This window comes from Candidatus Bathyarchaeia archaeon, from assembly GCA_038883335.1.
Taxonomy (GTDB): Archaea; Thermoproteota; Bathyarchaeia; order Hecatellales; family Hecatellaceae; genus JAVZMI01.
In genome coordinates this window covers 75,404-97,352 of record JAVZMI010000006.1, presented here as the reverse complement: position 1 = coordinate 97,352, position 21,949 = coordinate 75,404, and the positions used below count along the sequence as shown (strand labels likewise).

Annotated in this window: 24 protein-coding genes and 2 tRNA genes; 9 read left to right on the top strand and 17 right to left on the bottom strand. The window is 49.0% G+C overall.

Annotation, left to right across the window (positions count from 1 at the left end):
* The coding region (gene ppcA / locus QXJ75_04470) for a phosphoenolpyruvate carboxylase (protein MEM3737321.1) at positions 1–983 on the top strand (983 nt) is incomplete at its 5' end.
* 162 nt (positions 984–1,145) lie between these two features.
* The gene (locus tag QXJ75_04465) at positions 1,146–1,268 is read left to right on the top strand and encodes a hypothetical protein (protein ID MEM3737320.1); all 123 of its coding nucleotides are present in this window, start codon (positions 1,146–1,148) and stop codon (positions 1,266–1,268) included.
* A gap of 108 nt (positions 1,269–1,376) precedes the next feature.
* On the opposite strand, the gene QXJ75_04460 is transcribed toward QXJ75_04465, so the two are convergent.
* From QXJ75_04460 to QXJ75_04410, 11 genes are all read right to left on the bottom strand, one after another.
* Entirely contained in the window at positions 1,377–2,366 is a 990-nt protein-coding gene (locus QXJ75_04460; protein MEM3737319.1) for an inorganic phosphate transporter, read from the bottom strand.
* A 7-nt stretch (positions 2,367–2,373) separates the two neighbouring features.
* Entirely contained in the window at positions 2,374–2,994 is a 621-nt protein-coding gene (locus QXJ75_04455) for a DUF47 family protein (GenBank protein ID MEM3737318.1), read from the bottom strand.
* 321 nt (positions 2,995–3,315) lie between these two features.
* On the bottom strand, positions 3,316–3,738 hold the full coding sequence (locus QXJ75_04450; GenBank protein MEM3737317.1) for a YkgJ family cysteine cluster protein: 423 nt from the start codon (positions 3,736–3,738) through the stop codon (positions 3,316–3,318).
* A 64-nt stretch (positions 3,739–3,802) separates the two neighbouring features.
* On the bottom strand, positions 3,803–4,567 hold the full coding sequence (locus QXJ75_04445; protein MEM3737316.1) for an ECF transporter S component: 765 nt from the start codon (positions 4,565–4,567) through the stop codon (positions 3,803–3,805).
* On the bottom strand, positions 4,564–6,231 hold the full coding sequence (locus QXJ75_04440; protein MEM3737315.1) for an energy-coupling factor transporter ATPase: 1,668 nt from the start codon (positions 6,229–6,231) through the stop codon (positions 4,564–4,566). The genes QXJ75_04445 and QXJ75_04440 overlap by 4 nt, the downstream gene beginning before the upstream one ends.
* Positions 6,232–7,149 carry an energy-coupling factor transporter transmembrane component T gene (locus tag QXJ75_04435; protein MEM3737314.1) on the bottom strand — a complete coding sequence of 306 codons (918 nt, stop codon included), beginning with the start codon at positions 7,147–7,149 and terminating at the stop codon, positions 6,232–6,234. It abuts the gene before it with no gap.
* Positions 7,143–8,105 (bottom strand): DUF4430 domain-containing protein, encoded by a 963-nt coding sequence (locus QXJ75_04430; protein ID MEM3737313.1) that lies wholly within the window; start codon positions 8,103–8,105, stop codon positions 7,143–7,145. Before QXJ75_04430 ends, QXJ75_04435 begins: the two co-directional genes overlap by 7 nt.
* A gap of 69 nt (positions 8,106–8,174) precedes the next feature.
* Positions 8,175–10,346: a prenyltransferase/squalene oxidase repeat-containing protein gene (locus QXJ75_04425; GenBank protein ID MEM3737312.1), complete on the bottom strand. Its 2,172-nt coding sequence runs from the start codon at positions 10,344–10,346 to the stop codon at positions 8,175–8,177.
* A 141-nt stretch (positions 10,347–10,487) separates the two neighbouring features.
* Positions 10,488–10,602, bottom strand: a tRNA-Ser gene (locus QXJ75_04420).
* Between the two features lie 4 nt (positions 10,603–10,606).
* Positions 10,607–11,749, bottom strand: coding sequence for a Clp1/GlmU family protein (locus QXJ75_04415; protein MEM3737311.1), 1,143 nt, complete (start codon positions 11,747–11,749; stop codon positions 10,607–10,609).
* Positions 11,750–11,773: 24 nt separating this feature from the next.
* Positions 11,774–12,400, bottom strand: coding sequence for a hypothetical protein (locus tag QXJ75_04410; protein MEM3737310.1), 627 nt, complete (start codon positions 12,398–12,400; stop codon positions 11,774–11,776).
* A 96-nt stretch (positions 12,401–12,496) separates the two neighbouring features.
* Between QXJ75_04410 and QXJ75_04405 the strand changes: the two genes are divergently transcribed.
* The 4 genes from QXJ75_04405 (at position 12,497) to rnhB (ending at position 15,126) form a co-directional block, all read left to right on the top strand.
* Positions 12,497–12,850 carry a hypothetical protein gene (locus QXJ75_04405; GenBank protein ID MEM3737309.1) on the top strand — a complete coding sequence of 118 codons (354 nt, stop codon included), beginning with the start codon at positions 12,497–12,499 and terminating at the stop codon, positions 12,848–12,850.
* 178 nt (positions 12,851–13,028) lie between these two features.
* A tRNA-Cys gene (locus QXJ75_04400) sits at positions 13,029–13,103 on the top strand.
* A 246-nt stretch (positions 13,104–13,349) separates the two neighbouring features.
* The gene (locus QXJ75_04395; GenBank protein MEM3737308.1) at positions 13,350–14,384 is read left to right on the top strand and encodes a Gfo/Idh/MocA family oxidoreductase; all 1,035 of its coding nucleotides are present in this window, start codon (positions 13,350–13,352) and stop codon (positions 14,382–14,384) included.
* Between the two features lie 121 nt (positions 14,385–14,505).
* On the top strand, positions 14,506–15,126 hold the full coding sequence (gene rnhB, locus QXJ75_04390) for a ribonuclease HII (protein ID MEM3737307.1): 621 nt from the start codon (positions 14,506–14,508) through the stop codon (positions 15,124–15,126).
* A gap of 29 nt (positions 15,127–15,155) precedes the next feature.
* Here the strand turns inward: rnhB and QXJ75_04385 are convergent, their stop codons facing one another.
* The 4 genes from QXJ75_04385 to QXJ75_04370 form a co-directional block, all read right to left on the bottom strand.
* Positions 15,156–15,596, bottom strand: coding sequence for a DUF61 family protein (locus QXJ75_04385; protein ID MEM3737306.1), 441 nt, complete (start codon positions 15,594–15,596; stop codon positions 15,156–15,158).
* 23 nt (positions 15,597–15,619) lie between these two features.
* Positions 15,620–16,336: a fibrillarin-like rRNA/tRNA 2'-O-methyltransferase gene (locus QXJ75_04380; GenBank protein MEM3737305.1), complete on the bottom strand. Its 717-nt coding sequence runs from the start codon at positions 16,334–16,336 to the stop codon at positions 15,620–15,622.
* A complete protein-coding gene (locus tag QXJ75_04375) occupies positions 16,333–17,541 on the bottom strand; it encodes a C/D box methylation guide ribonucleoprotein complex aNOP56 subunit (GenBank protein ID MEM3737304.1) in 1,209 nt (402 codons plus the stop codon). The genes QXJ75_04380 and QXJ75_04375 overlap by 4 nt, the downstream gene beginning before the upstream one ends.
* 113 nt (positions 17,542–17,654) lie before the next feature.
* A complete protein-coding gene (locus tag QXJ75_04370) occupies positions 17,655–18,206 on the bottom strand; it encodes a rhomboid family intramembrane serine protease (protein ID MEM3737303.1) in 552 nt (183 codons plus the stop codon).
* 162 nt (positions 18,207–18,368) lie between these two features.
* Between QXJ75_04370 and QXJ75_04365 the strand changes: the two genes are divergently transcribed.
* Genes QXJ75_04365 through QXJ75_04355 form a run of 3 tightly spaced genes read left to right on the top strand, consistent with a single transcriptional unit; the run spans position 18,369 to position 20,354 of the window.
* Positions 18,369–19,277, top strand: coding sequence for a dihydroorotate dehydrogenase (locus QXJ75_04365; protein MEM3737302.1), 909 nt, complete (start codon positions 18,369–18,371; stop codon positions 19,275–19,277).
* Positions 19,274–20,098, top strand: a complete 825-nt coding sequence (locus tag QXJ75_04360; GenBank protein MEM3737301.1) for a dihydroorotate dehydrogenase electron transfer subunit — start codon at positions 19,274–19,276, stop codon at positions 20,096–20,098. The genes QXJ75_04365 and QXJ75_04360 overlap by 4 nt, the downstream gene beginning before the upstream one ends.
* 58 nt (positions 20,099–20,156) lie before the next feature.
* A complete protein-coding gene (locus QXJ75_04355; protein MEM3737300.1) occupies positions 20,157–20,354 on the top strand; it encodes a 30S ribosomal protein S30e in 198 nt (65 codons plus the stop codon).
* Between the two features lie 88 nt (positions 20,355–20,442).
* Here QXJ75_04355 and QXJ75_04350 read toward each other — a convergent pair whose 3' ends face one another.
* Together QXJ75_04350 and QXJ75_04345 are read right to left on the bottom strand one after the other, a co-directional pair.
* On the bottom strand, positions 20,443–20,724 hold the full coding sequence (locus tag QXJ75_04350) for a winged helix-turn-helix domain-containing protein (GenBank protein ID MEM3737299.1): 282 nt from the start codon (positions 20,722–20,724) through the stop codon (positions 20,443–20,445).
* Complete coding sequence (locus QXJ75_04345; protein ID MEM3737298.1) at positions 20,717–21,934, bottom strand: ORC1-type DNA replication protein; 1,218 nt, start codon at positions 21,932–21,934, stop codon at positions 20,717–20,719. The genes QXJ75_04350 and QXJ75_04345 overlap by 8 nt, the downstream gene beginning before the upstream one ends.
* Positions 21,935–21,949: the final 15 nt, after the last annotated feature.

The following is a 21,949-nucleotide window of genomic DNA, read 5'->3' as shown; positions in this document are numbered from 1 at the left end:
TAGAAACATACGTGGAGGTTGCTAGGCCCAGTGCACTTAGGGTTTTTATCGCAAGATCTGACCCAGCCCTCAACTATGGCCTCTTCTGCGCAGTCCTTCTCTCAAAACTTGCTCTTTCAAAGTTGAAGTCTCTTGAAAAGGAGAGGGGGGTGCCTGTATACCCAATCTTGGGGGTTGGGTCCATGCCTTTCAGGGGGCATCTCTCTCCTGAAAATCTCGAAGGCTTCCTTAAAGAGTACAGAGGATTATCAACCGTTACCGTTCAGTCAGCCTTAAAATATGATTACCCTCTCGAAAGGACGAGGGAAGTTGTAAGCCTCCTCAATAACAGGCTTCCTTACTGTGAGCCAACTATTATAGAGCCTCATGAGGAGAAGATTCTGCTCACAGTGCTCAGTAAATTTAGGCGAAGGTATGAGAGTATGGTTGAGGAATTAGCCCCACTTGTGAATAGCGTTGCCTGTTATACCCCTCAAAGAAGGGCGAGGAGGCTTCACATCGGATTATTCGGCTATAGCAGAAGTGTTAGGGGGGTGGTTCTTCCGAGGGCGATACCATTCACCGCAGCCTTCTACTCATTGGGGATACCGCCCGAATTCATAGGCGGAAAAGTTTTGTGCGACCTAGGAGAGGAGGAATGTGAAGTCCTTGAGAAGCTATACGTAAATCTAAAGAACGACCTCAACACCGCGGGAGGCTATCTCTCGTGGAGGAACCTAAACATGCTTATGGATACACACCAAAGAATCGCCCAAAGGGCGGAGATGAATGGAGAGAGACTGAAGAACGCACTCGTAAAGCTCATGGAAGACCTTAGTGTAGCTGAGGAAACTATCGGCATCAAACTCGGCCCTAGGAACATGACTGAGAGAAGGTATGAGAACCTATCAAACAATTTTCTTTTATCTTATGTTGAGCAGAAAGATGATGAGGCGAGAAAAGCCTATCTGGAGGCAGCTAGGTTGAGAAAGTGCCTTGGATAGGGTAGACTAAAACATGGCTTAACCCCCTTTATGCGCGTCCATTGGTTGCCGGAGATCTATGGCTATATCTGGAAAAATGCTCTCAGAACTCATATTTTCTATATAAAAAACTTAATATAGAATCTAGTCATATAATTAAGTTGAAGCCAAGCCGAGATAGTCGTGGATTCAGTAGCCGAGCTCGCACTTCGGGGGAAGCCTCGGAGTGTTGTCAAGCTACTGATCGCTCATCCGCTATGGCGTGGAGCTTGCAGGGCGACCTGTAAGGCGATCCGTAGCGGATGAGTGAGGGCCTCCAATATGGTGGCGGAAGTAAACACCACGCAGCCCACCAAATTGGAAAGCCACATCCACCTCGAGAGCTTGGCAGTATTCTTCTTTTACGTTACGGGTTTAAGTGAAGAGTGAGGCCAGAAAGTAGGTTGCTGCGCTTACCAACATGCTTACCGGTATGGTTAGTGACCAAGCCCAGATGATGTTCCTTGCTACCCCCCACCTAACGGCTGATAGGGACCTAGTGGATCCAACTCCCATTATCGAACCAGCTATCACATGAGTTGTTGAAACCGGGATCCCTGCTAAGGTGCATAAGGAGAGTGTCAGCCCTCCCGATGTTTCGGCGCAGAAGCCATCCACAGGCCTAAGTTTCGTTATCTTCATGCCCATGGTTTTTACCACCTTCCACCCGCCCATGAGGGTTCCCAGAGACATCGCCGAAGCGCATAGTATTATAACCCAGGAAGGGACATAAAATTCGCTGCCCAAATAACCAGATGTTAATAGGGTTATCGCAATTATTCCCATGGCATTCTGGGCGTCGTTAGCGCCGTGCCCTAAGCTGTAGAGACTGCCTGAGATTATCTGTGCTTTTTTGAAAAATTCATTAACTTTTGACGGTCTAGCTTTCCTGAAAATCCAAAAAATCGCCACTGTGAAAGCGAGCCCACCCAAAAAGCCAAGTAGGGGGGCCCCTCCGATAAATAAAATTACCGTCAAAACTTTGGTTGCCACGATAGCCGCTGGCCCGCTTTTGGCGATACCTGCTCCCATTAGACCGCCAACTAGTGAGTGTGTGATGGATATCGGAAGTCCTTTGAATGTTGTTAGATAAGTCCAGAAGATAGCCCCGACAATAGCGGCAATAATGACTTTTGAATCTATTATTGTGGCTTCAACTATGCCTTTTCCTATCGTAGCCGCTACGGCTGTACCGAGTAAGAAAGGTCCGGCGAAATTGCCCACGGCTGCGAGGATGACGGCCCGCCTCGGAGTAAGGGCTCTAGTCGCCGTTATTGTGGAGATGGCATTCGCGGCGTCATTTAAACCGTTTCCGAAATCGTAAACTAACGCAAGAAGTGTTATGGCCACCACTACTTCTAACATTTTACCACTATCGGGTTTTCATTATTATGTCACATACTATGTCGGTTACATCTTCGCATTTGTCGACGGCTTCTTCCATAAACTCGTAGATCTCTTTCAATTTTATAATCTCCTTCACGTCTTCAGTCTCGAAAAGTTCCACTATCCCCTTATTGACTATGAGGTCGGCTTCGTTCTCGAGTCTATTTACTTCTATGCACCGCAACTCGATCTCTCTCGGATTTTTAAGCTCCCTCAACTTCCTTACCATGTGACCCAGTTCGACGGAGGCCTTAAGTAGAACCTCCGCCAAACTAGCCATCATCTTAGGAATATTTTTCACATTATATGAATGGAGTCTCATTACGGCGCCATATATGTAGTCTATCACATCATCAAGGGTTGAAGCTAAACTTGAGATATCCTCTCTATCGATGGGTGTTATGAAGGTCAGGTTCAATTCCCCAAAAATATTGTGGACTATGTCGTCAGTTTGATGTTCAATCTCAGCTATTTCCTTAAACGCCTTTGACAAGTTGGAGTAATCGCACGTTAGATTGCAGAGGATCTGTGCGCCCTTCACAACGCCGTCTACTTCCATCTCCAACATATCGAAGAACTTCTTCTCGCGAGGTATTAACCAGGACAACTTCATTAGTGCACCCCTTTTTTAATTATCTCCTCTCATCTAGAGCAATTCATTGTTTGATATCCGTAGTCGAACGCGGCACCATAATAATGGACCTGAATATACCTCCAATTCACCAGTTAAACCTTCGATTCCAACTTTTCACGGTTTACTTTATAAGCTCTTCTGAAACTGGGTAGTGGATCGCACAGTATTTTATGTCTTCCAATAGCACAGAAATAGCTGTTAGAGGAGCGGCGTACACGCAGAGGACCCAATTTTTTATGTTGCGTCTGCGTCCTCAATAAACTAGTGTAGAGGCAGGTGGAGCATGCGTGAGCTCTATAGTTCTCCGAACTTCTTTAGTGCCAGCCGTAGAAGATTCTCGAAGAACCCTTTCTCCAACTCTTCCCCATCACCTATAGCTGGGCACTCCTTAGTTGGATGGAAATAGTAAACCCCTCCAAACCTTCGAAGGGAGAAAGGATAGAACCTACAGATAAGCGGTCTGTACTCATATATAGTGCAACTGTCTCCTACTAGGAAACTACAACGCCCTTTGATCTTCTTCATCTCGTAAGGGAAGCGGGAGTCCTCCCTTGAAGGCTCCGCGAAAGTGCTGATCGCTCGACTCGTAACTTCACTTATCTCTAGCACCTCCTGTTCTAGGAGGAGAATTCGTCTGACTCTAGTTGTAGTGTTGCGGCAACATATGGTGCATCTATTACATAGGAACCTAATCCCTGGTGGGTAACTTACAGCCAATTTTTACTCAACTTGCCTTGCACATTTTGGTATAAATCTCGTTTCACATGTCGCGGGGCTGCCTTCAGCGGCGGCCAATAGGCTGTTCGCTGATAAGCCTTGGTAACTCTGCTTCAAGCTCGTTATTCACTTGAACGTTGAATCGTTTCTTATATCTATCAAAAATTCTGATGGTTCTTAGACCTAACGTCCCTAGGAAAGCGGCATTGCCTACCGCATGTAAGGTATCGAACAAGAGGCTTCTCCCTTGAGAAGCTGCAAATGTTGCCAATGTTAACGGGTATACGAATGACGCCCAGAACCAAACATTCATTATGACGCCAAAGATGTACCCCCAACAGACGCCGAAACACATAAGCCACCACCTCCTAGGTTTAAATCTTCGAAAGAGAGAGGCGGAGGCACCAGCTAACCCCCATGCAACCATCTGGTATGGCGTCCAGGGGCCGTGGCCAAGAAAGAAGTTAGAGATTAAAGGTGTCAATGCTCCTACAGTGAACCCGGCCACAGGTCCAAAAACGTAGCCTGAGCATATTATCAAGTAAGTCGAAGGCTGTACGCTCGGTAAAGCGCCAAAGGGGACTCGAGAAACTGCCGAGAGTGTACCCAGAATAGAGGTCAATGCTATCCCTTTAGAGCTTTGCATGCTCTCATCAAAACTGGAGATGAACACTGCGAGCGCCAAGGTAACTAAGGCGCCAACCAGAAGAGCAGTGTAGCCAGTGCTTTTCGCGGCGTCTCGCAACCCGTTCTGGGGTAGGGCCATGAAGGATGTAAGGGTCACTGCCAAGACTGCGAAAAGAAACAGTGATAAGTGTCTCTTTTTCACCCCAACACCTTCATCACATCATCGACGGTGAGGATGCCTTTGGGTATGCCATATTTCTCGTAGGCTTTAACCAGACGGTTTATCTGAGGCGAGAAGAGTAAAGCCTCCGACAGGACGTCTCTCTTAGGGCCGTCTGCCACAACTCTGCCATCGCTCAACAAGATTACTCTGTCACAATATTCGGCGATGGTTTCAATGTCGTGTGTAACCAATATGACAGTATTTCCCTCCCTTCGGTAATCTTTGAGGAGGTTCATCAATTCAGTCTTCAACTTGAAGTCCATTCCACGGGTGGGCTCGTCCAAGGCGAGAACCTTTGGCCTCCTGATTATGACCGACGCCAAGGCAACTCTCTGCCTTTCCCCACCGCTCAGGTACGGGGGGTAGCCGTGGCGATGTGTTGAAAGGTTGAATTTGCTGAGCGTGTGGTTGATCTCCTTATCCACATAATCCGCCTGTAGATTCATGCTCTCAAGTGAAATGCGGAGGTCTTCTTCGACAGTTTCCCCAATAAGGTGGTCACTTGGATTTTGGAAGACATAGCCTACACGCCTTGCAAGTTCGGCTACAGTAGCAGTTTTTGTATCGAGGCCGCATACAGTAATCCTGCCACTTGTCGGTTTCAGGAGTCCATTAAGCATCTTTAATAGAGTAGTCTTGCCTGAGCCGTTTCGCCCCGTGACCGCGATAAACTCTCCACAATAAATCTTAAGATCTATGCCCCTGAGCGCCTCAACACCGTTTGGGTATACATACCGTAGGTTTTTTGCCTCGATAACAAGTTCTCCCCTGTCTACTCCATCATCTGGCAAGGCTGTGGTACTTACACTTCTGAAGACATCATCTAAGACGGCTCTCGCATCCTTTACTGTTAGGGGGACGTTAGCCACCTTGAATCCCCTCCCCCTAAGCCTCCGGGTGAGTTTAACTATGGGCGGGACGCCCACGCCTAGCCTCTCTAGGCAGTCATTACTCAAAATTTCCTTGGGGCTTCCGTCCATCACGATCTTGCCTTCACTCATGACCAGCAATCTGTCTACTTGGTGAATAACTCTGTCTAACCTGTGCTCAACCAGTATGACGGTTATCCCGAGTTCGTCATTCATCCTACTAACGACTGATAGAAGTTCTTCCGCACTTTTTGGGTCGAGCTGTGATGTGGGTTCATCCAAGACCAGAACTTCTGGGTGTAGAGCTAGAACGGAAGCTAGGGCTACCTTCTGTTTCTCGCCTCCGGAGAGATCTTGGAGTGGTCTATTCCGCAGATGAGAAATCCCTACAGCATCAAGAGCCTCCTCCACCCTTTTTGCAATAGCCTCACTAGGTAAGTTCAAGTTCTCTAAACCGAATGCTATCTCTCTCTCAACGTCAGTGGTGACCAGCTGATTCTCGGGATCTTGGAAGACCATGCCTACCTTCTCTGCAATCTCCCTTGTTGAGTGTTTGAGCGTGTTGAGACCTTGGACTTCAACATACCCCTTAACCCGCCCCCCATAAAAGTGCGGGATCAACCCATTGAGGCACCGGCATAAGCTTGATTTTCCACTCCCAGAGGGGCCTGTTAGGAGTAAAAATTCGCCATCCGATACTTGAAGGTTAATGTCCACTAGAGCTGGGTTTTCTTCGTCGGAGTAGAAAAACGTGAAATCCTTGAACTTAATCAATCAGCCTTTAACCTCCTTGTTTGGTGGTAATAATACCGTAGTGGCTATGGGCAGTGAAAGTAAGGTAAACATTAGGAGGGGGGCAGCTCCATCTAAAATTACTTCCTCGACGCTTGGGTAGTAGCTGTATTCGCCATAATTAAGCAGCCTCATAACGGTACCGAGGATGAGCGGTGAAACGGCTAGAGCTACTAGCGCCCGGTCGGTTCGGCTCATGTCTATTTTCCTATATGTAGACCGCTTATTTTTCGACCCGAAAGCCCTAGCCTCCATTGACTCTGCGACCTGTATCGACCTCTCCAAGGAGCTTGAGAGGAGGGCAATAAAAATCGGCGCCGCATTCCTAATCTTTCGGAGAAAGTGCCCCCTATCAAGTTCTATGCCCCTAGACCGTTGGGCGTCCATTATGGTCTCCGCATCCTTAAGAAGGGTTGGGAAGAATCTTGTGGCGAGAGATGTCGCAAGCACTATTTTGTAAGGGGCTTTAAGCTTAGCCGCCTGTAGCAGGAGGTCATCTGGGTTGATAATGAGATTCAATATAGCGAAGGCTGAGATTATTGCGAAGAGTCTGAGGGACATTCCAACCCCGAAAATAATGCCTTCAAGGGTGACTGTCAAACGGCCTATCAAAGGCAGATTTAGAGGTGAGGAGTATACTATATTTGTGCCAGAACCTGAGAATAGAGCATTTATGGCTACTATGAAGAGGCAAAGTAGGAATGCAGTCCTCATAAAATATAGCCACCTACTAGTTACCTTTGCAATTACAACTACAGGCAATGTTGAGAGGAACATTAACAGAATATAGATTGGGTGGTCGAAGATCAGGCTGAGAATAATCAGCCCACTCAGCCAGACCACTTTTGGCCATGGGTGAAGTCTGTGAATTGGTGTATCTATGTATCTGTAGCTTAACATGGTGGAACCCTACTCACCTGGCCTTCGACTACCGTAGCTGCGAAGGCGTGGGCGAGTTCCTCTCGGCTTGAGATCAACACTTCAACCACGTCATTCACATCATCTTCATTTATGCCGCTTAAGACCCAGACTACACTCTCACCAGCCATGGTTCCCTTCGGATTCCATGGATTCTGAGTCGCTTGGATCATCCCGCCGGTGCTATACTCAGCAGCTAACTCGCCACTCGAATTAAGGACTAACATTCTGTCCCCCTCATAGTGTATGTAGAAGCCGAGCTGTTGATAGATTCCATTCAACTCAGAGATCAGGGGTGACTTGATCGTGCCCAGAATTATTAGATTCGGACTTTCTCTGTCCTCTCTGGATAGCTCGCTGGCTTTTAAGATTGAGACGCCTCTCACCCCGCATTCCGTTAGAGTGCTGTTGAGGAGCATAGCCTCATCCAATAACTCATCTTCATATATGATGATAGTTTCGCAGACCTTTCCCTTATAGCCGTGGAGGAAAGGCTCGGGAAACAAACCTACAGCGGCTGTTATAAAAGTATGAAAGTCCCAGTCATGAAAATCCCACCACGTTGTGGTGTCGTCCTCGACTCTGTAGTCAGCCCCACCTACATCTGCAAGCACACCATTAATATAAATGAACCAATCCCGCTTGGCCACACCGGTTCCGGTATACTCGGAACGGATATCATTTATTGCGTTTACAAATCCTCCCCCATATGCTGTCTCCACTTTTGCGACCTCCCTTAAGGCATCAATAACAGTCGCCCCCTTAGTCATCTCCACCTCCCTGTCGAGTATTAACTCCGCCCCATAATCTTTAGTCACAACCACTCTTACCTTAACTTCCGAAGCATGATCGTTTGAGGTTTGACCCAGCAGCCCAGCCGCTACTACGGATACCGTAATAACGGCTATAATGAACAGTAGTGTCTGGGCTCTCTTCATAAAGTGCCACGTTGCCTGTTTTTGGCAGTCATCAACTTAGCCCTCTAGCCTAGCCTCTTTTAGCTGCGCCTAATTGAGTTCCTCGATCCCTAATGCCTTTAGGAGGAGGATCCTCCCTTCGAAGGTTGGGTATTTCTCAAGTTTTTGGCCATACAGTTCTAGCAGCTGGTAGCGTTGATCTGAGTTTTCAGAGATTGAAAGGATGTCGTTGGGTATCACACCGTTCTTAACTAGATACCTGTATGCAGCGTCCACACTGCCCTCGGCAGCCAATATAGCTTTGGCATCCTCAACTATCTGCGGCACTTCGTTCTGGTTGGCCATCTTCTCCACACTGATCTCAGTTTCGAGACTCTCGCTTGAGGTTGGGATTTGCGTTATACCCAACATGTGAAGAAGGAGAACTCTGCCCTCAAGAGTCGGGTATCTTTCCAAGTAATCCCCAAAATTTTCCGTCAAGCACCGGCGTGACTCTTCGGTCAAGTTTATTCCAGAGCCGTCTGAGGGTATAACCGCCTTCTCAACCAACCGGTTGTATGCATATTCAACATTGCCGCTATGCTCAACTTCTTCCTGCGCCTCTGCCAATGCCTCGATCTGCTCTGTCGTATACCCACTTAACTCGACTGCGACGAAAATCTTGTTGCTTCGGATATAATTGCTCTTCTCCGCGTAGATAAAAGTTCCTGAGGTTATGGGTATCTCAACTTTACCATCCGCGCCTGTAGAATAACTTCGGTCGGCATGAACAGTTGCGCCTTGAACTGGTACCCAGTTAACGGTAGGCCAAGGGTTTGGTGGGTTGTGATAGTAGTCCTGATCTGTAGTGGTAACGGTGACTGTTACAACGCCGCCTGGCGTGACGCCGGTCTTATCTACCGAAACTCGAAGGGGAAGCTCTGTCCACGTACTAGTATAATACCATAATATCTCGTCGCCATTCGCTAGGTTGGGGCCGTTGGCTTGCCAACCGTAACCCCCACCATACCACGGAGAAACGCCATTAACCCTGTACATCCAAGACGAGGATCCTGCTATATCCGCGATAAATAGCTCGGAGAAACCTGGGCTATAAGTTGCAGTATAGCTGAACCCCGCGCGCTGTGAGGCCGCATCTAAGGCGCTTATAGGGGTGTCGGCATTTATCGTATACTGGCCGCCTTTACTATCGGTAATAGTTACACTGCCTGAGAGCGTTATGGTGTCGCTAAATAGTGTAGATGTAGGCCCTTCAACCCTCACTACAACTTGTGGATCGATAATAACGGGGTAAGACTTGCCCGACAATGCTGTCAGCACAGCCGCAGTCGTGTAGACTGAGTTGGATCTGTCGGTTCGTGTCCACCTGAAGGCTCCATCAGTATCCTGCAGACTTAGTAGGAACTCCAAGGGGCTACTGCCGTTAATCTCCCACTCAGCACTTGTGGGGTCTTCACCAACAGCTCTTAACGCACTAACAACCCAGGCGGTTGATAAGGAATTTGAGGAGTTAGATCCCTGTCTCCAAGAAAAACCGCCGTCCGGAGTTTGGCTGGTCTTCAGATACTCTAGTGCCGCTCTTATCGCAGTAGAGTTGGGGCTCTCTCCTGCTGATATAAGAGCCATCACTGCAGCTGATGTATCATCCGTGTCACTGTGCCCCCCAACGGCGAACCCCCATCCACCGTCAATGTTCTGGTTTCTCAGGATATACTCCCTACTGGCTTGGATTACCTCAGAGTTTGCTCTTTCCCCTGTTGAGATTAAAGCTAAGATACCCCAATAGTCATCGTTAAGAAGCGTCTCATCGCCAATCTGACCGTTACGGTAAAAGCTAATTAAAGCTCTTAAATAGTCTACCCCACCAAAATTTTCCACATCGGCCTTAGCGGCAGTTAAGGCTAGAATTGTTCTCTCATAGTCAGTTGCCTTGGTTCCCATCTTATCCACGTTGTCCCTCAAGTAATCCATTATCGAATGTGCTGCGTCGTCCATCTTGCAACTATACGGGTCCTCGCCAGCTGCAACTAATGCCATAACAACCCAGGCTGAGTTCTCGTATCCCCCAATATCCCCCTCGAATGTCTGCTGCCCCCTCAAATAGGCAAGTGCCCTCTCCATATTCTCAGCGTAGTCTGGCGTGTTTGATGTAACGCTCTCCAATATGACGCCTGAGCTGCTCCCAAACGACGTCTCACTCTTTCTGAGGCTGCCTTGAGGAGTAGGCGTAAGAACCACACCTAGCAAACTGACAACTAACAACACAAATAAGCCTATAACCACAGGTATTATTACAGCATTTTTCTTGTTCATGTGCATAATGGATGGATAGTCCAGCCATTACTTATAAAACTTAGCATAAACTCCAGTAGCTCTGGGCAGGAGAAGCATCTATGTGGGGGTTGGCGCCGGGGAAGGGAGTTTCATCCTTGGGATTTTGAACCCTTGTGGGCTGGTGGCCCACTGGATTGCTCGCTGTGGTCTCGAGTCCAGCGCGTTGCCGCTCCGCCACCCCGGCTGACCTAGAACTGGTTTTCGCCTTTTTTAATAGTTTCGTGGTTGGATTTGGAGGTGATTGCTGTTAGGTCTCTGTAAGGTGTCTCTTTGCCGTCTTTGATTATGATTTGGCCGAACTCTAACTCGGCGATCTTGCCCTTAACAGGTGTCATGATCTTTACAAGCCCTTTGTCAGGGGCGTATGCTTCGAGGACTCCTATTCCTAGAAGTTCCCCCTCCTCGTCGAAGAGTCCTACGAGTATCCCTGTCTGCCACCGGGGGTCTCCCCTGACCCTCAGCTCATCTCGCGGGATCACCCTTATTGAAGAGTTCTGAAGGTATCTCAGGTATGCGTGCTCCCTGATTTCCTTCCTATCCTCACGGCTCCTTCTCCTAACTACTGGCGGCGTCATAACGGTAATAAACTCGTAGCCTGCACGGTTTATTTCGCCAAGGAGAGCCTCTAACTCGTGGGCGCATCTTATCGCCACTATGGTGTCGGGGTGTATCACATGGAGGAGGTTCAGTTTATATTTGGTGGCTTCTTCGCCCTCTACCCATCCATCCGTGTTGAAGATGTTCAAGCCTCCCTCAGCCCTCTTTCTCTTTGAGAGTTCGGATAGCGCCGTCAATATTTTGCTTGTAGCATGAGCTGGGCTTGTGGTACCTATGAAGGTGATGCGGTCTGGTTTCTCTCTGGATAGATCGCAGAGCTCACGCCTCATGGAGTATTCGCCGATGGTTGTGGGTGGGCCGATATCAGATTGGCCTAGGTCAGCATCCGTAATGTTCACTCTCAACTTGGCTTGGATGGCGGTGTTGGCAAGGAAAGTTGTGAAGGTCGACTTTCCTGTGTCTATAGCCCCTATGACCGCAACGGTTAAACTTTTTCTGCTCTTGCACTCTTCGATTATTGTGTTCACAGCTGTCTTCCAGTCTTCAGGTATCGTGTCACCTTCGACTTCATCAACATGTGTGTTAGCGCCGATCTTGAGATCGAACTTTGAACGGGTTGCGCAGTAGATGGGTAGGGCCTTGTATCTTCGGATTGTGAGGCTTAATCCTGGGAGGAGGTTCATGCCCAGGCATCTACTGTTCCCTTCGAGGAGAGTCAATGTGGCGGGCCCATGGGTTATCAGTGTTTTATCCTTCTCAATGGTAAGCTCCATTTCCACTTTCGACCTGTAGACTTGTCATCTGAAGGCTATCTCCAGTGCTGAGGTCACGTCTCTCTCCTTCCTTTTCACCTTTAACCTCTTTGCAAGGGCGGTCGTACCTCTCTCGTCTACAAGCATGACCTTAACCTTGCAGTCCATCCTTTTGATGAGCTCCCTTCTCAGCTCCTCTGTCCCGTCAAGGTAGCAGCCATCAGTTGTCATGCGGTACCCGCTCTTTCCGAGCTTGACGATCACGTTTGAGGGTCTTAAGCTGTGGGTTGCCTTTTCGATCGCGTTTATGATGTCTTCCTTAGTGGTGTAATTGCCCATGTGAAGGATCTCTCCGTCTGCAAGTATAGCCAACCCTGAAGTCTTGCCTACGTCGACGCCAACGATGATCGTGGGTGGTTTACTTGTCTCTAGGTTTTGGAGCGCTCTCTCCACAGCCTTCTCAGCGTCTTCTTTGCTGGTGTAAGTGATAACCTTCCCGTGTCTGATGGAGCTTGCTTCTGCGGGTGTGGTGATGACTGCTCTTACCGTGAATGGTATTGGATCTGTCGGTTTTAGGGATGTATAGTGGATACCCCTTCGTTTGAGTTCATTGACTAGGTTGAAGTATGCTTTACCATCCGTTGTGGCGACAGCGACCTCCGCCTTCTTCACCGTTACACCTCTAAGTTAACCTTTAGACATAGGGGTTTAAATCGGTATCTGGATCGGATTAATGAGTGGTCACTTGTCGGAGTGGTTCTAAAGAGTATGCCTAGCTCTGGTAGGTCTCTTACCTGTTCAAGTATGTTACTGTTACTTTCAATAGCAGAGGTTACTCAAGGGCCTTGGGTTGATTTTAAGAAGGAACATTTATTGGTTGCTCCTATACTTGACCTTAATAGATTAGGTAAAAAAGTGAAAGATGCTCTCTTGTCTCTTTATGATAAAAAGATAAATGGCAAGAAAATTTGTGAATCTGAATTTAAAGCTCTCCCTAAAGAATTTGCTTACCCTGAGACGAGAAAAATCATCGACGAGGAGATCAATAAAATTTTAGGAATAAAATCGAATCTAGACACATTATACAAGTTACTCGCAAACGAGCCGATGATATGCGGATAATAAGCCCAAGATGCTCAAACATGTTTATGCAGGCTCCTTGGGCTCACGATATGTGCCGAAGACGCCTCAAAATGCAACCAGCGACCACCTTTGGGCAGCCTACAGAAAACCCCAAAAAATTAGATTGGACGGGAGGAAAAAAGGTTTATATCTATGACACCGTTATGAGCGTTCGCAGGCCGGGATGGCCGAGCGGCTAGGCGGCGGGCTGCAGACCCGCTCTACGCAGGTTCAAATCCTGCTCCCGGCTCCAAGCCTCAAACTCATCCACACGGGCCCTTATCCTAGTCGCAACAGCCACACAAACCTTCAACCCCCTCAACCGAGATTTCTCTTTGAATCATCACGTGAGTAGACGCTACAAATCTAACGGTCTCACACCAAACCGCACATGCTGCGGTGCCGCAACAGAAACCGGTTAAGTTTATTTTATAGGTAACTCATCTGGATATTCACCCTTTTAAAGCGGCTGGGGCGTAGGGCTCTGTCAAAGGTTAAGGTGGCGGTTATCGGTGTTGGCGGCTGGGGGAAGAACTACCTCCGGGTCTACAGTAGACTTAAACAGCTCTGCACTCTAAAAGCCATCTGTGACATCGATGAAAGCCGCGCCAAATACTATGGTGAAATGTATAAGGTTGCATGGTATACCGACATGGCATCCCTCCTACAGAGAGAGGACGTAGACGCCCTCAATATATGTACGCCCCCCCAAACCCACTACAACCTCGCATTGGAGGCGATTAAGGCTGGTAAACATGTGCTGGTGGAGAAGCCCATGGCTTTAACATCATCCCAAGCTGTTGAGGTATATAGGGAGGCTAAGAAGAGAGGACTCTGCCTTATGGTTGGCTTCATCGAAAGGTTCAACAGCGGAGTTCTCAAATTGAAGGACTTAATCGACACCGGAAGCCTCGGTGTTACACGATTCATTTCCGCCACACGAATATCTCCATGGGCACCTACGGCGAACAGCATAGGCGTAACTTTGGACACTGCAATCCACGACGTAGATACTATAAGGTTCATTACGGGCCAAAACCCGGTAAGGGTCTACGCTGAAGTTCCCAACCAAAATGAAGGGCGTCTGGAAGGTCGGGAGACGAGTGTAGAGATTCTCCTAAGGTTCAGAGGAGACTTGAGCGCCTACCTTGTAGCAGAGTGGTTGAAGCCTGCAGGGGAGAGAATAAACAAGATCCGCCAACTCCAAGTAACCGGCAGCGAGGGCGTCGCGATTCTATCCTATATACCCCAACTTGTATGGCGGATAAGCGCGGTAGATGTTCTTAGCCCATTTGTGAGCGAGGATGGCAGACCAAAATATAGCCGCGACCCTAGAGATGCAACTCTTATAGAGCCGTTGATCTGGTTGGAACCCCTCGAAGTTGAGTTGAAGAATTTTATCCAGAGCATAACAAATGGAGATGAGCCAGTGGCATCAGGGGTGGATGGGATCAGAGCCGTTGAGATCGTTGAGATGGCATCGCGGTCTGTTGAGGCGGGTAAGCCGCAAACTATAACCTACAGGGCTATCTAATAGTTTAACGAGAACATAGGGAAGGGAGGGTTAGGTACGACAGGTGAAGAGAAGGTCTGTGGGGTGGACGATGCGGGGAGAAGGCTGAGGGCCAAACCAAAGCCTCCCCACGGGTCCAGTTATCGGCCCACTCCTCATAGCCGGCGTCCTTGTGAAGAGCAGCGACCTTGAAAGATTGAAGGCTATAGGCGTCAGAGACTCCAAACTTCTAACACCCGCCCAAAGGCTAATCTTAGCCACCAAGATAGAGGAGATAGCTCTGAAGGTCGCATACGTGGAGATCCAACCCAAGGAGATCGACGCCTACGTTCTCAACAGTAAGAAGTTTTTCAAGCTCAACTACTTGGAAGCCAAGGCTATGGCAAAAGTGATAGAAGAGTTACGACCTGACATCGCATACGTGGACGCCTCAGACATTTCAGCGGAAAGGTTTGGCCGTCAAATCGAGAGCTTCCTTCCCCTCCCTGTGAGAGTGATCTCAGAGCATAAAGCTGACAGGAAATATGTCGTGGTTGGCGCGGCGTCCATCCTTGCCAAAACGAGGAGGGACCGTGCACTCAACGATCTCACCAGAATTTATGGTGAGATGGGGAACGGCTACCCCCATGACCCTTTAACTTTAAACTTCCTGCGGAAGTGGCTGCGCGAACACAACGATTACCCAGACTTCGTCCGGAAATCTTGGGAGACCGCTCGTAGGATAAAGGAGGAAGTTCTAAGACGACAGACTGAACTTGCCTAAAGCATTATGTCTCGACTGCGCAGTTGAGGCTACTCTCTTAGGAGGTCGTCGGGGACGCCGAATCCAATTATAACTAACGAGTCAAATCTGTTGAGTAGCTCTTGAATTTGTATCCTGTAAAGGTAGACCTCATGCCGGTTCTCAGCTGCCTCGTCCTCGAATCCCTTATCGGTTAAGCCTAAGACTTTCCTCACGAAGATCTTCTCTAAACGCCCCCCCGTAACGGTGAAAACGCCTTCACCCATCGCCATCCTACGCACCAACACAAGCGGCAACATTAGGGAGGCATGGTAGTTCTCCGGGACAATCTTAGCCGCCTCCTCAAGATCCCTCCGTTTGAATAAGAGCTTCTCCCCACCTAAGGAATCCACTTGAGGATCCTTTTCATTCAACAATTGCTTCAAAGACTTACGGCTCCGCGGTAGATGGAGGTTGAGTTTCCTCACCTCCTCCCGGAATAACCTGCGCAAAACCTGCTCAGATATGTCGCGGCTCATTCCTCTCTACTTCTCCGCCTATACTGGGCGACCACCATCAGATGCGCCTTGTCATATGGCTCTAAGCTTATCTGCCTCAACCCAAGAAAGCCTCGGTTCTCCAAGGTGGCTATTTCACGCCGGAAGATCTCAGAGGGCGCCTTGGTGGCATCGATGCTGCTCGCTTTGATGGCTAACATGATCCAACCTCCATCCTTAAGGAAAATGTCGGAGTTATCCGCCAGAATTTTAGCCTGCTCAGGCTGTGCTATGTCGCAATATATCAAATCTACGCGCTCAACAGTCATCCTGTAATCCTCTGGCTTCCTAGCGTCAGCAAGTATAGGTATAATGTTAGGGCGATAAGCGGCAACATGACCCATAAGCTCCCTCATAACCCTCTGAGAGAACTCCACACAGTAGATCCTCCCCTCAAGACCTATAATGTCCGATATATGACTCGCAGTCGTTCCACTCGCAGCCCCTAAGTATAAAACCTTCTCTCCCCGCCATAGAGGGACAGAGTCGAGGCCGCGGTGAATAGCCGCAGCAAGTTTACTTCGGTAAGGATCCCATAGCCTATATTCGCGGCCCTTAAATTGTAAAATTTTCTCGCCGTAGACGCTCCTCCCAAGGGCTAGATTGATTGTGGCAAGCTTTTTAGTGCCGTCCGGTTGCGTCACCCAGAAGACACCTTCAATTCGTTCATGAGACACCACTCGATGGCGGCTCAACTTTTACCTCCTTTCCCTCTTCCACTACCCTTAAACCTCTGAGGACGTTTCGGCGGCGTCTTATATTTCTCGCCAATCTCGCTGATTCGTTTCTCGAGGTCAGCCTTCAGCTTCTCCCCTATATAAGAACCGGTGAAGGCGTCGATCCTCGCCGCTATGGCCGCCTTGGCGGCGAGAACCCGTGAGATCTTCCCACGCTGCCATCTAGGCGCCTTATGAATTAGGTGGTGTTGGAATATTATGCCATGTTTTGGGGGGCGAGTTCCAGTTTTTAGAGATCGGAAGAGAGCTTTTTCAGCTCCCAAAACCTGCACGGTGCTAGCTGGAAACCTGGACAGCCTCTCAAGCCCTCCAGCCAAGGCTATCAGTCGCGCTCCCAGCGTAGCCCCTGTCACAGCCTTCAAGTTCGGAGAGACCTCCTCCATCAGGGTTTCCATCCTATCAACGAAGTGGCACCTCAGCCTCGACGCTTCCATGTAAAGATGTGAGAGCGACTGTAGAGCTGCCATATCCCCTTCGTTCAGCATCCCTCCCAGCGAGGAGCCAGCCACCTCGACAAGCCGCCTTGCCTTCTCACCAGCTATTCCAAGTCTCTCCAAAGCTTCCAAGTTGAAATTCTCTCTCAACCCTAGCTCAGTCACCAGCTTGGCATAAGTGTCATGTGAATCGATTAGCCGAGACATCTCAGGAAAATGGAGTCCATACCACTCCCTCATCCGCCCAGCTAGGAGGTTCATAATCTTGTCCAGCTCATCGATAGAGTTTATCATCTGAATAACTATCTGATCCCTCTTCGAGGCAGCTGCTTTAACCCTCAGCTTGGTCAGGATGGTGGAGACCTCTCGCATAACGCTGAAGACGTCTCCTGGCTTCTCGACAAAGCCTATAGCAGCTGCGATATCGCCCAGATTAGATCGGACATACTCGCCAGCCTCGCTTGGCTTGGACACTTTCACCTTGACTTTCAAAGTCTTCCTAGCATTGGCAGCCACGGCTTCGCTCTCAAAAATGAAGCGTTTGCAATGTTTCCTAAGCCGCTGGATAAGCTGTTCAGCCTCCTCAACTAGACTGCCAGCCTCAATTCGGGCTATCTTCTCAGCTATCTTAACCGGATCTTTTGGGAATACAGCCTTATCGATTACTCTGTTCCCCTTGTCTACGGCCAGAATTCCGGCTATAGAGTCTACTATTGACAGCTCCTCCATCCGCATCCCTCTAAGTGTGAGTCCACATGGTAGAGATCGCCTAGTCGGGTATTAAGTAGTTTCCTAATGTCGTTACTAAATCGCAACATCTTTCCAGTTTGGAAATACGAGCTTTAAAGGCTCCTCTTCACCTTTCTTCTGAGGTGTAGCCCATAAGCTACCCCTAGGATCAATCCTCCCAGATGTGCGCCGTGGGCAATCTGTGACTGTGCGAACATGCCAGTGATGTCTATTATTGCATAGCCCAACGCCACAACTATTATGGGAAGGGGAATAATGCCTACCAACACCAACATTCGCGGTCGCAATGTGGCCAGAGTACCCATAATCCCGTAAATGGCACCAGATGCCCCTACAGCTGGGGTGAAAGGGTTTAACGCGGTTACCATGTACAGTAGGTTGCCAACAACCCCTGCTGAGAGATATAAGAGTAAGAACCTTTTCGCTCCGAGCATGCCCTCCAGCACCGCCCCTAGGAAGGCCAGCGCGATTAAGTTGATTATGAGATGAGTTAGCCCTCCGTGAAGGAAGATTGAGGTGACAAACATCCAAGGCATCTCCAACGCCAACGCTGGTATGAACATGAATATCAGAGGGGTGCCTAGGATGTTCTGGAGGATAAAAGCGGCGAAGTTCACACCGATAAAGATAAACGACCAACCCACCAATGGTAGCTCAAAATAATGCTATACGGCCTAAGATATATGGCTAAGTGGGATTCCAAGAGAACTCTAAAGAGAACTACTAAACCCTTTAACTGGTTATGAATAATGGTAATGTAGCTGTCCCGCTCCAATTATGATAAATCCTCCTTCGGGTGCGCAGGGATGAATCTGTCTGTTGAGTTAGCTGGGGTGAGGATGGGTAACCCCCTCATGAACGCCTCAGGCATCTTAGGCTTGACATCTAATTCGCTGCTGAGGTTAGCTCAGGCTGGAGTGGGGGCTGTAGTGACCAAGTCGATAGGCCGAGAGCCTCGCCCAGGCTTTAAGGCCCCCAACATAGTGGAGCTTGAGGTTGGCTTGATCAATTCTATGGGGTTGCCTAACCCAGGTGTCGATGAATATGTCAAGGAACTGGATCGAGCTTTGGAGGCGTTGAAAGTGCCTCTTATAGCAAGCGTTTATGGTTGCTCACCCGAGGACTACCGATATGTGTCTACGATGATGTGCGCGAGAGGAGCGTCTGCTGTCGAGTTGAATGTATCCTGCCCTCACGTAAAGGAGGTGGGAGCTGAGGTTGGGCAGAACGTTGAGCTTCTATCTGAGGTCATCAAGGCAGTCAAGGCGGCTGTAAATGTGCCAGTATTTGTGAAACTAAGTCCAAACGTATCCAGAATAACCACCTTCGCAAAGGCCGCAGAAGAAGCAGGAGCTGACGGATTGGTAGCGATTAACACTGTCAAGGCTATGGCTATAGACGTGGAGGCAGGTAGGCCAATACTGGGGGGGAAGTTTGGTGGTTTATCAGGCCCAGCCATTAAGCCGATAGCCCTCAGATGCGTTTACGAGATCTTTGAGACTGTGAAGATTCCGATAATAGGGTGCGGCGGGGTAACCACGTGGGAAGATGCTGTGGAGTTCATGATGGCTGGGGCATCCGCCCTCCAGATCGGAACCGCCATTGTGCACAAAGACTTGAGGGTATTTAGAGAGATACTCGCCGGCCTCAGCAGATACCTAAACAGGAAAGGGTTACGTAGCCCATCCGATATAATCGGGGTTGCGCACAGGTGAACAATGGAAGCCAACTACCTTCAACACCGAACAGGCCTAGAATGGTTAGACTTCGGGCTGTTAGAAGTGAGAGTGAGTACGTCAAAGTTTTCACCTTCAAGGATCAACTCTGCGCTGAGGCGAAGCCTGGGCAGTTCATCATGGTTTGGGTCCCCGGTGCTGAAGAGGTTCCGATGAGTCTCACCTTAATGGATTGGAGGAGGGGGGTGGCATCTTTCGCTGTTAAGAAGGTTGGTGAGACTACGGAGGCACTACATCAGTTGAGGGGGGAAGCGGTGATAGGAGTAAGAGGTCCCTACGGGAATGGCTTCGGCATGCAGCGGGGTGCATCTCTGATCGTCGGCGGAGGGACTGGTCTATCGCCACTTCTACCCCTAGCAGAGAATCTCGCAAACGCAGGCGCCAAGGTAACCATCCTAGCTGGAGCGAAAACTAAGACTGAACTCCTCTTCTTGAGGAATTTCAAGAGAGTCGGTGAAGTTATAGCGACCACCGAGGATGGGACATACGGGTTGAAGGGCGTCGTGACCCAAACCTTAGCAAAGGTGCTGGAAGAGCGCCGCCGCATCAAACAAGTATATGCCTGCGGCTCTGAACTCATGCTGAAAGAGGTTGTAGATCTCGCAGTCAGATATAGTATCCCAGTTCAGGTGAGTCTCGAGCGTTATATGAAATGTGGGGTTGGCATATGTGGTAGTTGCATGTTGGGCAAGTATAGGGTTTGTCGGGATGGCCCCGTATTTTCAGGTGTGCTCCTCAGTAAAATCGAGGAGTTCGGCTTCTGGAAGAGAGATGCTACAGGTAAATCAGTACCGGTCTAGAAGCTTCTCGCCCTAAAATTTAAGTAGTGGGCTTTGAGTATTAGCTTAGGCGACATACATGCCTACGCACGGTTCACTCACAAAGGCTGGAAAGGTACGCTCCCAGACTCCCAAGCTGCAGTCCGCTGAGAGAGCTTCGCCCATCCCACGTTTCAGGGTGAGGAGGAACTATGAGAAACGGGTTACCTTGAAGAGGGCGGCTGGCCAAAATGTAAGGGAGCATGGGAGGTTCGGGGGGCAGCTTAGACGCCGATGATTTGAGGTCTCATTTTGGAGCTAACACTCCCAATCCTCCAGCCCGAGTTCAGCTAATGAGTATTTAAGGTAGATGATGGCTTACTCATTTATAGTGACTGGCATTCTTCGAAGAAACGTTTCAGCAACCGGCATCTCCTGTTCTCATCCTTAAACCTGAAGATCCTTATTTTTTTCCCGAAGACTTTCTCCTCAACCAAACCTGCCATCTTCAAAAGTGTGAGATGTCTCTCAGCTGAAGTGTATGCGATATTGGTTTTTCTCGTAATCTCCGTGATGTTAAGCTCTCCAACCTCTGCGAGAAGTTTTAGGATCTTGAACCTTCCCTTGGAGGTAATGACATCCTCAAGGTTTAGCTCTCCACTACCCATGCCTCTTAACCTCCAACAATTTGTAGAGTGTCTCCTCAAGCTTCTCAGAGGGAGCATAGAGGCCAATCAAGGTAGTCTTGCCTCTCTGACCTTTCCCAGAGATCTTCGCCGAGAGTAGACCCGCCACTTGAAGGCTCTTCATATACTTCCAAACTTGTGTATGTGCCCGCGGCTTCTCTCTGTACTCTTCACATACCAACCTGTAGCTTTCCTTAACGTAGCCGAAGCTTAGATAAGCTGTTCCCTCGCTCCTTAACCCCCTCGCTACGGCGAGGAGTAGTAGTTTCTCATGTAGTCTAAGGAGTTTCAAGTCCTCAACCCTCAGTGTCGGGTGAGTTCGTGTCTGGGCGTATCTCACATGCTCAGGCAGTAGTTTAGAGGTGTTTGATGCATCGGCGAGTTTCCCGCTCAGCCATAGGAGTTCAATTGCAAACCGTGCATCGCCATGCTTGCCAGCCAGATCGGCGATTAACTCTAAGGACTCCGGGAGTACGGTGTCTTCTAGGAATGCCTCCTTGACTCTGTCCTCCAGAATATCCCTCAGCTGGTCTACGGTGTACTTGTCAAGTAAGACTACGTTTCCTCCTAGGGTGCTCTGGGTGCTCTTGTCAAGCAGCCTGTAAACTTCTTCGCACTCTGGGTCCCTAAATATACATAATAGAGAGACTCTCTGTTGTGCACTTGGCGGTCTGCTCTCTTGGACCCGGGTGAGACAGAAGAGCGGGTCGGCGCCTTCCTTTCTTATCAAGTCCTCCAATTCGTCGAGGGCGATTAGGATGTAAGCCCTATTGCGGTCTAAGACCTCTAGCAGGATGTTTAAGAGTTCCTGTGAGGAGTAGCCTCTTTGGGGAAAGCCGTGCTCAAAGGTGTTGGTGATTATGCCCTTCAAGATGTTAAAGAAACTTCCCTCCTCTCTGCAGTTTACATGAATAAAACGAAGGTTGAGGCCCCTTTTTCTCACATATTTTTCGAAATCCTCTCCAAACCGTTTCGAGAGGGCAGTCTTCCCAGTTCCGATGCTGCCGCGAATGATAACCTTAGGAGCAATTTTGCCGGGTGTCTTAACGAGCGAACTGAAAAGACGCACCAATGTCCTTAACTCTTCTTCCCTGTGGGGGAGGCGGGTTGGCACATAGTCGAGGGAGAGTTTTGCCTCATCTTTTATGATGGAAGCCTTTGAGAGTTCCTCCTCCACTATAGAGCCCACCATGTCTGCTCGCCTCAA